This window comes from Mesorhizobium sp. B2-3-13 (assembly GCF_006442195.1).
GTDB classification, from domain to species: domain Bacteria; phylum Pseudomonadota; class Alphaproteobacteria; order Rhizobiales; family Rhizobiaceae; genus Mesorhizobium; species Mesorhizobium salmacidum.
Map to the genome: position 1 here is coordinate 107521 of NZ_VFVQ01000004.1, position 13184 is coordinate 120704.

The following is a 13184-nucleotide window of genomic DNA, read 5'->3' on the forward strand; positions in this document are numbered from 1 at the left end:
TGAATCGGAGCCGCCATGGAACCGAAAGTTGGCGATTCAGTTTCGCGCAAGGAAGTGAGCTTATTGTGCTGGCATAGCTTCGGCCGGAGGCGCGTCCTTGCTCAGTACCTATACCAGCTACCAGTTGATCACCAGAGACATCAACAAGTCGATCGACCGCATCGAGCAGCAGCCGACGGTCGATCGCGATACCCAATATTACCTCGCCAACATCACCAAGGTGAAATCGATCGACGATTTCGTCAAGAACGACCGCTTGTTCAAATATGCCATGAAGGCCTACGGGCTGGAGAACATGGACTACGCCAAGGCGTTCATGATCAAGGCGCTCAAGGAAGGCGTCACCAATCCCGACAGTTTCGCGAACAAGCTGACCGACAAGCGCTACGCCGCGTTCGTCAGGGCCTTCAACTTCGCTGCCAACGGCGCCGACGCGACGATCTACAACAAGGCCCAGCAACTGGTGACGAAGAACTATGCCACGCAGGCGCAAATCGCAGGCCTCGATCCGAATTCAGACTATGTGAAGGGCGAGACGACGTATTATCTCGCCAACATCACCAAGGTGAAGTCCGTCGACGATCTGATGGGCAACAGCCGGCTTTACACCTATGCCCTGGCGGCGTTCGGTCTCGATTCGGCGACCGAGGACAAGGACCTCATCAAGCAGGTCCTGCAAGGCGGAGTGCGCGATCCCGACAGCGTCGCCAACAAACAGACGAATCCGGCTTACGCGGCACTGGCCTCGGCTTTCAACTTCGAGCAGTACGGCGAGAACGCCACCACCATCAATCCGGCGCAGCAACCGACTGTCGACAGCTACATGCGCCAGACGCTGGAGGAAGATGCCGGCCAGACCAATGAGGGTGTGCGGCTGGCGCTCTATTTCCAGCGCAAGGCTCCTGACATCACCAGTTGGTACGACGTGCTGGCCGACACCGCGCTGGCCAGCGTGGTGCGCACCGCGCTGGGGCTGCCCGATTCCTTCGCCACCGCCGACATCGACAAGCAGGCGCAACTGTTCGAGCAGAAGCTCGACATCTCGGATTTCACGGATCCCGTGAAACTCAACAAGTTCCTGACCCGCTTCACCAGCATGTACGAGATCAACAATCCGACCTCGACGGCCGTGACATCGATCAGCGTGCTCTTCGCCAAACCGGTCACATCGGGCATCTCCACCGACCTGATGATGGCCATGCAGAAACTGAAATTCTGATCATGCGAGACAGTCTCTACGTCGCCCTCTCCGCCCAGATGGCCCTCGAGCGACGGCTCGATACGATCGCCGACAATGTCGCTAACGCCAGCACCGTCGGCTTTCGCGCCACCGGCGTGAAGTTCGAGGACGTGGTGTCGGGTGCAGGGCAGAAGTCGGTATCGTTCGCTTCCTCCGGCAAGACCTATCTGTCGGGGGCTCACGGTGCCATGACGGAAACCGGCAACCCGTTCGATTTCGCCATCCAGGGCGACGCCTGGTTCGCCATCGACACGCCGGCAGGCACCGTCATGACCCGCGACGGCCGCTTCTCGATGAACGAGAATGGCGAGCTGATGTCGGTCGAGGGCCATCCGGTGCTCGACGCCGGCGGGGCGCCGATCCAGCTCGATCCCCGTAACGGCCCGCCCAAGGCCGGCGCCGACGGCTCGCTGCGCCAGAACGAACAGCTCGTCGGCTCGATGGGCCTCTACAATTTCGATCCGGGCCAGAATTTCGTTCGCTACGGCAATTCCGGCATTGTGCCCGCACGCACGCCCGAACCAGTCACCGACCGTTCCGATGTCGGCATAGCGCAAGGTTTCGTCGAGGAATCCAACGTCAATCCGGTGCTGGAAATGACCCGGCTGATCATGGTTCAGCGGGCCTTCGAGAACACCGCCGCGCTGATGCGGCAGACCGATTCTTCCACCGACGAGGCGATAAAGACGCTCGGCTCGAAGTCGTAGCATGTCGTCGGAGCAACCATCCATCCGCGCACCCGAAAGACAGCTCCAGCCGGCGCCGAAGGATAGGCTTGCCGGGTTGGAGCGGATTATCAGGCGCTTCGGCGACGGCGACGGGCTGGTCAAGCGCGGCGGTCTCGTCACCGAAGTCACACCCACGCACTACAAGGTGCGCGGCCTTTCCGATTTCACCAGGCTGGGCGACATCGTCGAGCAGCGCGGCCAGGCCGGCGCGCGCCGCGGCGAGATTGTCAAGATCAGCCGGGACGAGGTTGTGATAGCACCCTTCGAACGCAGCGCCGACGCCGGCATCGGCGATGCCGTGTTCCGCAGGGGTCCGCTCGCGGTGGCGCCGCATGCCTCGTGGCGCGGCCGCGCCATCGACGCGCTCACCCGGGCGATCGATGGTGGTCCGCCTCTGATCAGGGGCGACGACATGTCGGCGACCGCCGCGACGCCCGGCGCCATGGCGCGGCAGCGTGTCGGCACAACCTTCATGACCGGCGTCAAGGTCATCGACATCTTCACGCCGCTCTGCTTCGGCCAGCGCATGGGTGTCTTCGCCGGCTCTGGCGTCGGCAAGTCGACGTTGCTTGCCATGCTCGCCGGCGCCGACGCGTTCGACACGGTCGTCGTGGCGCTGATCGGTGAACGCGGCCGCGAGGTCCGTGAATTCCTCGAGGACACGATCGGCGACAGCATGGCCAAGACCGTCGCCGTCGTCGCCACAAGCGACGAGAGCGCCATGATGCGCCGGCGCGCGCCCGACACCGCCATGCGCGTGGCAGAGCATTTCCGCGACCAGGGCCACCGCGTGCTTTTGGTGCTGGATTCGATCACCCGCTTCGCCCACGCGCTGCGCGAGGTGGCGACCGGCACGGGCGAGCCGCCGGTCGCCCGCGGCTATCCCGCCTCGGTCTTCACCGAATTGCCCAAGCTGCTCGAACGCGCCGGACCCGGAGCTGAAGGTAAAGGCTCTATAACCGCCATCATTTCCGTGCTGGTCGATGGCGATGACCACAATGATCCGGTCGCCGATTCCGTGCGCGGCATCCTCGACGGCCATGTCGTGCTCGACCGCGCGATCGCCGAACAGGGCCGCTATCCGCCCGTCAATCCACTGTCGTCCATATCGCGACTTGCGGGCAAGGCCTGGAGCGTCGAGCAGCGAGCCCTGGTGACGCGGCTGAAGTCGATGATCTCCCGCTTCGAGGACACGCGCGACATCCGCCTGCTCGGCGCCTATCAGGGCGGCGTCGACGCCGAACTCGACATGGCCGTGCGCCAGGTGCCCCTGATCTATGAGGCGCTGACGCAATCGCCCAGGGACCGTCCGTCGGCCGATCCGTTCTCCGACCTTGCCCGCTATCTCAAGGGAAAACAGAATGCCGAACCAGGAGACTGAACGCCAGTACACCGAGCGCCTCCTGAGCGAGATGATCGCCGAGGCGAACGCCGCGGAGCAGGCTCGAGCGGAGGAGGCCAGGGTCGCCAAGGCAAACACCGCCGGCGCCATAGCCGCCCGGACCGCGGCTGTTCTGGCCAGGGCCGTCAAACCGGCTCTCCCCAGATCCGAACCTTTTCTGGGTCGGACCGCCCTTTCCTCAACGCATGTGGTTCCCGGCGTCGATACTCCCGAGATGGCGCAGGCCAGCCGCGAATCGCTGATCGATGGCCTGTTCGCCGCCACCGAATGGCCGCAACCGCCAAAGGCGCAATTTCCAAAATTGAGAAAGAAGGCTGACCGTCGCAGCGACGTCGTCATCGCCGCGCTCGGCATCACGCTCGGCCTGACCTGCGCCCTGTTTCCCTGGTACATTTTCTTCAACCAGGACCAGTTCGGCGTGCAGGCGATCAAGTTCGGCGGCACCGGCACCAATTCGGGACGCGCGGGCGGCGGTGTGGTCGCCGCACGCAGCGCGCCGCTGACCGCCAAGGACGTTCCCAACACCAGCGTCGACCTGCTTGCCACCGGCACGGTGCAGGACGATTCCAAAGCGGACCCACCCGGCGACCAACCCTTTCCCGCCGATATCGCGAAGTTCCGCATGGTCCATGTCGCCAACGGCCGCGCCATGATCGAGGACGACACCGGCCTGTGGATGGTCCAGCGGGGTTCGACGCTGCCGGATTCCAGCAAGGTATCGGCGATCGAACAGCGCAACGGCAAATGGGTCATGCTCACCAGCGCCAACCAGGTGATCGAGCTTTCCCGGTAAGGCCGGTTCGGTTTTGGCCAGAGCTGGATCCAATTCAAGAGACGGAGCAAGATGCCGTCCAAAAGCCGCTTCATGCTTTTCGCCGTCATTTTCTAGCGACCGTCCGCAAGGTCCGCGCAAGACTGGCGGCCTAGTCTTTGGGCACATGCCCGGAGATTCCCATGGAGCCTGTTTCCCTTTTCGATCTCGCCGCCAAGCAAGCGCAGTGGCTGTCCGTGCGTCAGTCGGCGGTCGCCGGCAACATCGCCAATGCCAACACGCCGGGCTACACGGCAAATGATGTCGAGCCGTTCGAGAAGGTGCTCGACCGCACCGCGGTGTCGCTCCAGATCACCGAGCCCGGCCATCTCGGCAGTGCTGCCACAAATGCCGGCTTCACCATCAAGCCGCAGGAAGACGACGGCGTGATCATGCCGTCCAAGAACACGGTCGTGCTTGAAGACCAGCTTCTCAAGGCCGGCGAGGTACGCCGCTCCTTCGAACTCAACACGGCCATCGTCAAGGCATTCCACTCAATGATGATGATGGCGGTGAAGAGCTGATCATGGACGCACTGACCGCAGCCCTCAAAGTCGCGGCATCAGGCCTCGGCGCCCAGTCCGAGCGCCTGCGCGTGGTCTCGGAAAACCTCGCCAACGCCCAGTCGACAGGCACCACGCCGGGCGCCGACCCGTATCGCCGCAAGACCATCAGCTTCGTCTCCGAACTCGACCGGGCTTCCGGCAGCTCGACGGTTGAAGTGAATTCGATCGACCGCGACCCGAGCAACTTTCCCGTCGAATTTCAGCCCGGCAACGAGGCTGCCGACGACAAGGGCTACGTCAAGATGCCCAATGTGAACGTGCTGATCGAAATGGCCGACATGACCGAGGCCAACCGCTCCTACGAGGCCAACCTGCAAGTGGTGAAGCAGGCGCGCGACCTCATTTCAATGACCATCGACCTGATGAGGAACCAATGATCGTCAACGGCATCGGCGCGCTCAACCTGAAGCCTGGACTGGGCGACACAGCCACCGACCTGCTTCAGGGCGGTGTCGCGCCCGCGACAGCCGGCAACCTTGGCACCTCCTTCGCCGAAGCGGTGAGCCAGGCTGCCTCCAAGACCGTCAGCACCATGCAGAATGCCGAGCAGGTGTCGCTCCAGGCGCTCAAGGGCGACGCCGACACCCGTCAGGTGGTCGATGCCGTGATGAGCGCCCAGCAGGCGCTGCAGACCGCCGTCGCCATCCGCGACAAGGTCGTCTCGGCCTATCTCGAAGTCAGTCGCATGGGCATCTGAGGAGCACGCCATGAAAGCACTCGCCATCGCCGCTACCGGCATGAATGCCCAGCAGACCAATCTGGAAGTCATCGCCAACAACATCGCCAACATCAACACCACCGGCTACAAGCGCGCCCGCGCCGAATTCTCCGACCTGCTCTACCAGGTCGACCGCACGCAAGGTGTGCCGAACCGTTCCAACGCCTCGCTGGTACCGGAAGGCGTTTCGATCGGTCTCGGCGTCAAGACGACCGCCGTGCGCAACGTCCACACACAGGGCGAGCTGACCAGCACCGGCAACAGTTTCGACATGGCGCTCACCGGCAGGGGCTGGTTCCAGATCGAGGGTGCCGATGGCGGCACGCTCTATACGCGCGCCGGCGCCTTCAACACCAACGCCACCGGCCAGCTGGTGACGGTCGACGGGGCCAATGTCATTCCGGCCATCACCGTGCCGACCGATGCGGTCGAGGTGATCGTCAACAAGACCGGTCAGGTCTTTGCCCGCATCGACGGCCAGACCAACCTGCAAACTCTCGGTCAGCTTCAGATCGTCAACTTCGCCAACGAGGCGGGATTGGCACCACTCGGCGACAATCTGTTCCAGGAAACGACCGCCTCCGGCCCGGCCAATGCCGGCGTGCCCGGCGATCCCGGCTTCGCCACCATCCAGCAAGGCTATCTTGAGGCTTCCAACGTCGATCCGGTCAAGGAGATCACCGAACTGATCTCGGCGCAGCGCGCCTATGAGATGAATTCCAAGGTCATCCAGGCCGCCGACGACATGGCCTCCGTCGTCTCCAAGAACATCAGGTAACGGATGATGGCCATGCCGATCTCCTGCTCCGCATTCCGTTGCGCCGCGCTGTTCGTAGCGCTGGTGGCCGGCGGCATGCCGGCTTTCGCCCAGGAATCGGCCAGCCAATCGACGAGCCAGTCAGCCACCCAGATCGCCAGCAACCAGCCTGCCGGCGAGGTCGTGCTGATCCCCAACCGCGTCATCTATCCCGGCGAGACGATCGAACTCGGCGCCCTGAAGCAGGTGACCCTCATCCCGGGCAAGCACAAGCCGGATGCGGTGGCGACCCGTTCCGAGGAACTCCAGGGCAAGATCGCCAAGCGCACGCTGCTGCCCGGCCGCTACATTCCTTCAGCCGCCATCCGTGAGGCCTGGTTGGTCGAGCAGGGTGCCGCCGTGCAGGTCTTCTTCGTCGCCGGCGGGCTGACGATCACGGCCACCGCCGTGACCTTGCAGCCGGGCTCGGCGGGCGACTTCATCAAGGTCCGCAACAGCGACAGCGGCAAGATCCTCTCCGGCACGGTGATGGCCGACGGCACAATTCAGGTCGGCGCTTCATGATGCGCCCATTTGCCCTTCTGCTCGCGGCGGCACTTGGCCTGCAGCCGGCGCTGGCCGATGGCCTGACGTCCAAGGCCAAACGCGAGCTCGCCGCCAGGAATGGCGGTGTCTACGACGATCCGGAATATGATCCGGCCACCACCACACGCATGTTCCGCGTTTCGCCCGGGCCAAGTTCGCTGCCACCAGGCCAGGTCGCTTCGCGCATCAAGGACATTGCCCAGCTGCAGAGCTCGCGCGACAACCAGCTCGTCGGCTACGGCCTCGTCATCGGGCTGGCCGGATCCGGCGACAGCCTGCGCAATTCGCCGTTCACCGAACAGTCGATCCGCGCCATGCTCGAAAATCTCGGCATCGCCACCGAAGGCGGCAGCGCACGCGCCAAGAACGTCGCCGCCGTCATCGTCACCGCCAACATGCCGCCCTATGTGCAGTCCGGCGCCCGCATCGACATCGACGTCTCCTCGATGGGCGACGCCACCTCGCTTGCCGGTGGCACGCTGATCATGACGCCGCTGAAGGCGGCGGACGGGGAGATCTACGCCGTCGGCCAGGGCGCGGTCATCGTTTCCGGTTTCATCGCTAAAGGCCAGGCCGAGCAGTTGACGCAAGGCGTGCCGACCGCCGGCCGCGTGCCGAACGGGGCCATAGTCGAGCGGCAGGTGAAGGCCGAGTTCGACGACCAGTCGACGCTGACGCTGCAATTGCGCAATCCCGATTTTTCGACCGCTATCCGCATCGCCGACGCGATCAACGACTACACCGCCCAGCGCTTCGGCATGCGCGTAGCGGCAGAGCGCGATTCCCGAACCGTGCAGATCAGGCGGCCGAAGAGCGTTTCGGCGGCCCGCTTCTATGCCGAGATCGAGAATCTGGTGGTCGAGTCCGACACGCCGGCCCGCGTCGTTATCGACGAGCGCACCGGGACCATCGTCATCGGCAACGACGTCAAGATCTCGCGTGTCGCCATCAGCCACGGCACGCTGACGGTGCGCATCACGGAAGCGCCGCGCGTCGTGCAGCCCGAACCCTTCTCCAAGGGCGAGACCGCCATCGAGCCGTTCACCGCAATCGATGCCAGCCGGCCCGATGCCCGCGTCGCCGTGCTCGACGGGCCCGACCTGCAAACCCTTGTTTCCGGCCTCAACCGTCTCGGCGTCAAGCCGGACGGCATCATTGCCATCCTGCAAGGCATCAAGTCGGCCGGCGCCCTGCAAGCCGATCTGGTTCTCCAATAGGCGATGCCGATGATCTCCTCCCTCTCGTCCCATGAAAGACGCCGCTCCCGCACCTTCCTGTTTGCGGCCGCCCTCACGGTCATGCCTGTTTTTGGTGGCGCACACGCGGACGATACCGTGCGCCAGGTTCTGCCCGGTGCGCAGCCCGTGGTCGCGCCGCCGCAATTGACGCGGCAGAAAGCGCCGGACCAAAGCGAGATCGAGCGCTTCTGCTCCAATATCGCCGACGCCGCTCGCGACCGCCGCTATGCCTTGCAGGCCGAGGAGTTGAAACAGCTCCAGGCCGGCATCGACGAGCGCATGAAAGCTCTGGACACAAAGAAGGCCGAATACGAGACCTGGCTGAAGCGGCGCGAAGTGTTCCTGGCCCGGGCCGAGGACGGCGTCGTCAAGATCTATGCCGGCATGAAGCCCGATGCGGCGGCCGAACGCTTGGCGATCGTCAACGCAGACCTGGCCGCGGCCATCCTGATGAAGCTCGATTCACGCAAGGCGGGCGTCATCCTCAACGAAATGGACCAGAAGGCGGCGGCGACGCTCACCGGCATCATGGCCAGCGCAGCCCGAAGGGTAGATCCGTCATGATCCGCAGAATGCTCATCCTGTGCGCGGTGGCAGCCTTGTCCGGCTGTGGAACCAACTTCAAGGAGATCGGCAGGGAACCGGCGCTGTCGCCGGTCGGATCGGGCATCGGCAGCGACGGGGCAGCGCCCTACAGCTATCCTCAGCCGCCCGCCACGCCGGTCAAGAAGTTCTCTCTGTGGGACGATCGCCAGAGCCGGCTGTTCACCGATCCCAGGGCGCTGCGCGAAGGCGACATCCTGACCGTCAGGATCAAGCTCAACGACAAGGCCAATTTCAAGAACCAGAACGACAGGAGCCGCACTGCCGCGCGCAAGCTGGGCTATGACGTCACGCTCGGATGGGAAGGCAGCAGCACGAGCGGCAAGGGCGACGCCGGCTTGAGTTCCAGCACCGAAACCAACGCCGATGGCGAAATCAAGCGCTCGGAGAACCTCGAGCTCAACGTCGCCGCCGTCGTCACCGAGGTCCTTCCCAACGGCAATTTGATGATCAGGGGTTCACAAGAAGTGCGCGTCAACTACGAACTCAGGGTGCTCACCATCGCCGGCATGGTGCGCCCGTCTGACATCGGCGCGGAGAACACCATCTCCTATGAACGCATCGCCGAGGCGCGGATCTCCTATGGCGGCCGCGGTCGCGTCAGCGAGGTCCAGCAGCCGGCCTACGGCCAGCAGGTCCTCGACCAGGTTCTTCCGTTCTAGTTCTTGGCATTCTGGGGATTGGAGAGCAAAGCGCCATGGCCGATGTCGAACAGGTTCAGCCTCGCAAGGGTCCTTCCCTTGCCATCCAGGGCGCCATGCTGCTCGTGGTGACTGCCGCCGCCATCGGCATGGGCTGGATGTCAGGCGGCTACCTCAAAGGCGTCGATGCACCACCATCGGTGCCGGTTGCGCCTGAAAATGAGGGCAAGGTCGCCCAGCCCGCCGCCGCACAACAGCCTGGCACGGGCCCGACGCTTGTCGCACTGGCGCCGATCACCACCAACATCGCCTCACCCGCGGATACCTGGATCAGGATGGAAGTATCCGTGGTCTATGACGCGCCGCAGCCGCCGGCCATGGCGGAGAACATTCAACAGGATCTTCTGGCTTTCGTACGTACCCTGAAGACGCACCAGATCGAAGGCGCCAGCGGCTACCAGCATCTGAAGGCCGATCTCGACGACCGCGCCTCGATCCGCAGCCAGGGGCACGTCAAACAGGTTCTTATCAGGACATTGCTGCTCGAATGAGAAAATTCCTTCTTGCGGCGGTACTGATCGGTGCCGCCACCTCCGTCGCGGCGGCCCAGCAACTGGACCTTGGTGCCATCGGCAAGGCCGATGGCACCACCGTCGGCTACATCATCCAGATGTTCGGCCTGCTTACCGTCTTGTCGGTGGCGCCGGGGCTGCTGATCATGGTGACGAGCTTCACCCGCTTCGTTATCGCCTTCTCGATCCTGCGTGCCGGCATTGGCCTGCAATCGACGCCGGCGAACCTCATCCTCATTTCGCTGTCGCTGTTCATGACCTTCTATGTCATGGCGCCGACCTTCGATCAGGCCTGGAATACCGGTGTCAAGCCGCTGATGGACAACCAGATCAGCCAGACCGAGGCCTTCGAGAAGATTTCCGATCCGTTCCGCACCTTCATGCTGCACAATGTGCGCGACAAGGACTTCGATCTTTTCGCCGATCTCGCGCGCGAGCGCGGCCAGGTCGTTGCCAAGGAGACCGTCGACCTGCGCATCCTGGTGCCCGCCTTCATGATCTCCGAAATCCGGCGCGGCTTCGAGATCGGCTTTCTGATCGTGCTGCCATTCCTGGTCATCGATCTGATCGTCGCCACCATCACCATGGCGATGGGCATGATGATGCTGCCGCCCACGGTCGTGTCGCTGCCGTTCAAGATCCTGTTCTTCGTCCTGATCGACGGCTGGAACCTGCTCGTCGGCAGCCTGGTGCGCTCTTTCACCTGAGCGCCCGCGCCCGGCATCAGGCACCGCGCGCGCCGAGGAACCGGGCGGCGCGAGCATCATCGAATTTTCTCCGAATTATTTTCGATTAACCGTCCGATTTAGTCCTTTGGTAGGGACTCGCCGCCATAGTCGCTCGCAGATGGCGGGTGACCCAAACGCAACGGTCATTGGCATGATGCCGCTCCGTCATACCGGACAAACCGGTATGCAAAAAAACCTGTAAAAACAAGGTACGAGTAGCCATGGCCAGTATCATGACCAACGCCGCAGCGTTGACCGCGCTGCAGAGCTTGAACGCCACCCAGAAGAGCCTCGACACCACCCAGTCCCGCATCTCGACGGGCTATCGCGTCTCCCAGGCTTCGGACAACGCCGCCTACTGGTCGATCGCCACCACGATGCGCTCCGACAACCAGGCCATGTCCACCGTCTCGGACGCGCTCGGCCTCGGCGCCTCCAAGGTCGACACCGCCTACACCGGCATGAACAGCGCGATCACCACCATTAACCAGATCCAGCAGAAGCTGACCGCATCCTACGGCCAGACGGATGCTTCCAAGGAAAAGACCCAGGTCGAAATCGCCGCTCTGCAGAAGCAGCTGCAGGCCTATGCCGATGGCGCCACCTTCTCCGGCACCAATATGCTGTCGGTGTCCACCGCTTCGGGCACGGCGGCCGACGTGAAGGTCGTTTCGGCCTTCAACCGCAGCGCCGCCGGCGCGGTTTCGATCTCGACGATCGACGTCAATGTGGAAAGCATCAAGCTCTATGACGCCGGTGCTGCCCCGACTGCGAAGGGCATCCTCGACACGGCTCGTCTCGGCACCACCGGCGCCGCGGTTACCACGGCATCGAACCCGACCCTGGGCGCGGCCGCTGCGGCCACCGATACCTATTCGGTCGCCTCTCTGGCCATCTTCTCGGGCACCACTGCTGCCAGCGATACCCAGATCCAGCAGATGATGAACGTCGTCGATGCCGCGCTCAAGGGCATGACGACCGCCGCCACCAAGCTTGGCGCCGCCAAGAGCTCCATCGACCTGCAGAAGACCTTCACCTCGAGCCTGATGGACTCCATCGATCGCGGCGTCGGCCAGCTCGTCGATGCCGACATGAACAAGGAATCGACCCGCCTCCAGGCCCTGCAGGTTCAGCAGCAGCTCGGCGTCCAGGCGTTGTCGATCGCCAACGGCTCCTCGCAGTCGATCCTGTCGCTCTTCCGCGGCTGATCGCTCTCGACCGACCAAACCAGGCAAACGGGCCGCGCCAGAAGCGCGGTCCGTTTCGCGTTTGCTCCAGCCCCGCGCAACTCTCGTTCCTTAACCCTCTAAAGTCGGCTTTTAACAGGCCGTTAACCATAACGCGCTAGTCATGGTTAACCAATGACTTACAACGGATTACCGAATCGGTCCGATCGGGGCGGCGGCAATCCACGGGCGGGTCGAGCGGCTCGCGAGGGCAACGCCGGTTTTTGAGAAAGACCGGTCTGGAAAAAAGGAGCGAGTTTCTTGGCGAGCATCATGACGAACGCTGCGGCGTTGACTGCACTTCAGAGCCTCAACGCCACCAACAAGTCGCTTGAGCAGACACAGGCCCGCATCTCGACGGGCTACAGGGTCTCCGAAGCATCCGACAACGCGGCCTACTGGTCGATCGCCACGACGATGCGCTCCGACAACCAGGCGCTCTCGACCGTGCAGGACGCGCTCGGCCTCGGCGCCTCGAAAGTCGATACCGCTTATACCGGCATGAACAATGCGCTGGACACGATCGGCAAGATCAAGACCAAGTTGCTCTCCACCATTGGCCAGACAGCTGCTGCCAAGGCGAAGACACAGACCGAAATCACGGCCCTCCAGGCGCAGATGAAGTCCTTTGCCGATGCCGCCACCTTTTCGGGTTCTAATTACCTTTCGGTGACATCGACACAGGTGGCCGCCGCCAATGATGGCGTCCAGGCCAACGCCAAGATCGTCTCGTCCTTCAATCGCTCCTCCTCGGGCGCCATTTCGCTCGGCACGATCGACATCGATGTCGAGAGCACCAAGCTGTTCGATTCCGGTCTCTCCACCGCCGTCAAGAACCAGGGCACGCTCGATCGCCAGACCTCGGTCTATTCCACGGCGGCCGCCCAGAACCTGTATGATACCGCTTATGCGGCCGCAATCGCCGGCGGCGGCACGGACATTGCCGCCAACACCGCCGGCCAGACCGCGGCCGGTGCGGTGGTTCCCAGGATCGACAATGTTTCCGCTTACAATCTCGATATCACGGCGGCCGGCGTGACCGACGACATCATCACCCAGATGGTCGGCAAAATCGACAAGGTCATGAGCCAGTTGACCGACTCCGCCACCATCCTCGGTTCAGCCAAGAGCAGCATCGACCTGCAGAAGACCTTCACGCAGAGCCTGATGGACTCCATCGACCGCGGCGTCGGCCAGCTCGTCGATGCCGACATGAACAAGGAATCAACCCGCCTCCAGGCGCTGCAGGTGCAGCAGCAGCTCGGCATCCAGTCGCTGTCGATCGCCAACAGCTCCTCGCAGTCGATCCTGTCGCTGTTCAAGAACGGCTAATTCAACCTTAGCCGACGGATACGTCGATTTCCAATTC

16 protein-coding genes are annotated in these 13184 nt (G+C 63.3%); all 16 read left to right on the forward strand.

From position 1 onward, the window contains the following. Positions 1-97: 97 nt before the first annotated feature. The 16 genes from FJ941_RS06715 to FJ941_RS06790 all read left to right on the forward strand — a co-directional run bounded on the left by FJ941_RS06715 (position 98) and on the right by FJ941_RS06790 (position 13147). A complete protein-coding gene (locus tag FJ941_RS06715; protein WP_140504128.1) occupies positions 98-1219 on the forward strand; it encodes a DUF1217 domain-containing protein in 1122 nt (373 codons plus the stop codon). 2 nt (positions 1220-1221) lie between these two features. Then, entirely contained in the window at positions 1222-1947 is a 726-nt protein-coding gene (flgF, locus tag FJ941_RS06720; protein WP_140504130.1) for a flagellar basal-body rod protein FlgF, read from the forward strand. A 1-nt stretch (position 1948) separates the two neighbouring features. Beyond that, entirely contained in the window at positions 1949-3349 is a 1401-nt protein-coding gene (fliI, locus tag FJ941_RS06725) for a flagellar protein export ATPase FliI (RefSeq protein WP_140504131.1), read from the forward strand. Continuing rightward, positions 3330-4163 carry a hypothetical protein gene (locus FJ941_RS06730; protein WP_140504133.1) on the forward strand — a complete coding sequence of 278 codons (834 nt, stop codon included), beginning with the start codon at positions 3330-3332 and terminating at the stop codon, positions 4161-4163. Before fliI ends, FJ941_RS06730 begins: the two co-directional genes overlap by 20 nt. A gap of 161 nt (positions 4164-4324) precedes the next feature. Then, complete coding sequence (gene flgB, locus FJ941_RS06735) at positions 4325-4705, forward strand: flagellar basal body rod protein FlgB (RefSeq protein ID WP_027144748.1); 381 nt, start codon at positions 4325-4327, stop codon at positions 4703-4705. Positions 4706-4707: 2 nt separating this feature from the next. Then, entirely contained in the window at positions 4708-5124 is a 417-nt protein-coding gene (flgC, locus tag FJ941_RS06740) for a flagellar basal body rod protein FlgC (protein WP_015315914.1), read from the forward strand. After that, positions 5121-5444, forward strand: coding sequence for a flagellar hook-basal body complex protein FliE (locus FJ941_RS06745; RefSeq protein ID WP_027144750.1), 324 nt, complete (start codon positions 5121-5123; stop codon positions 5442-5444). Before flgC ends, FJ941_RS06745 begins: the two co-directional genes overlap by 4 nt. Positions 5445-5454: 10 nt before the next feature. Beyond that, positions 5455-6243, forward strand: coding sequence for a flagellar basal-body rod protein FlgG (gene flgG, locus FJ941_RS06750; RefSeq protein WP_010911276.1), 789 nt, complete (start codon positions 5455-5457; stop codon positions 6241-6243). Between the two features lie 6 nt (positions 6244-6249). After that, positions 6250-6786 (forward strand): flagellar basal body P-ring formation chaperone FlgA, encoded by a 537-nt coding sequence (flgA, locus tag FJ941_RS06755; RefSeq protein WP_181169736.1) that lies wholly within the window; start codon positions 6250-6252, stop codon positions 6784-6786. After that, positions 6783-8024: a flagellar basal body P-ring protein FlgI gene (locus FJ941_RS06760; protein ID WP_140504136.1), complete on the forward strand. Its 1242-nt coding sequence runs from the start codon at positions 6783-6785 to the stop codon at positions 8022-8024. Before flgA ends, FJ941_RS06760 begins: the two co-directional genes overlap by 4 nt. 3 nt (positions 8025-8027) lie before the next feature. Further along, entirely contained in the window at positions 8028-8609 is a 582-nt protein-coding gene (locus FJ941_RS06765) for a MotE family protein (RefSeq protein WP_140504138.1), read from the forward strand. Continuing rightward, positions 8606-9310, forward strand: coding sequence for a flagellar basal body L-ring protein FlgH (flgH, locus tag FJ941_RS06770; RefSeq protein WP_140504140.1), 705 nt, complete (start codon positions 8606-8608; stop codon positions 9308-9310). The genes FJ941_RS06765 and flgH overlap by 4 nt, the downstream gene beginning before the upstream one ends. A 35-nt stretch (positions 9311-9345) precedes the next feature. Next, positions 9346-9840, forward strand: a complete 495-nt coding sequence (locus FJ941_RS06775) for a flagellar basal body-associated FliL family protein (RefSeq protein WP_140504141.1) — start codon at positions 9346-9348, stop codon at positions 9838-9840. Then, on the forward strand, positions 9837-10568 hold the full coding sequence (gene fliP, locus FJ941_RS06780) for a flagellar type III secretion system pore protein FliP (protein WP_140504143.1): 732 nt from the start codon (positions 9837-9839) through the stop codon (positions 10566-10568). The genes FJ941_RS06775 and fliP overlap by 4 nt, the downstream gene beginning before the upstream one ends. A gap of 242 nt (positions 10569-10810) precedes the next feature. Beyond that, on the forward strand, positions 10811-11797 hold the full coding sequence (locus tag FJ941_RS06785; protein ID WP_140504145.1) for a flagellin: 987 nt from the start codon (positions 10811-10813) through the stop codon (positions 11795-11797). A gap of 279 nt (positions 11798-12076) precedes the next feature. After that, positions 12077-13147 carry a flagellin gene (locus tag FJ941_RS06790; RefSeq protein ID WP_027144759.1) on the forward strand — a complete coding sequence of 357 codons (1071 nt, stop codon included), beginning with the start codon at positions 12077-12079 and terminating at the stop codon, positions 13145-13147. The last annotated feature ends 37 nt before the right edge of the window (positions 13148-13184 follow it).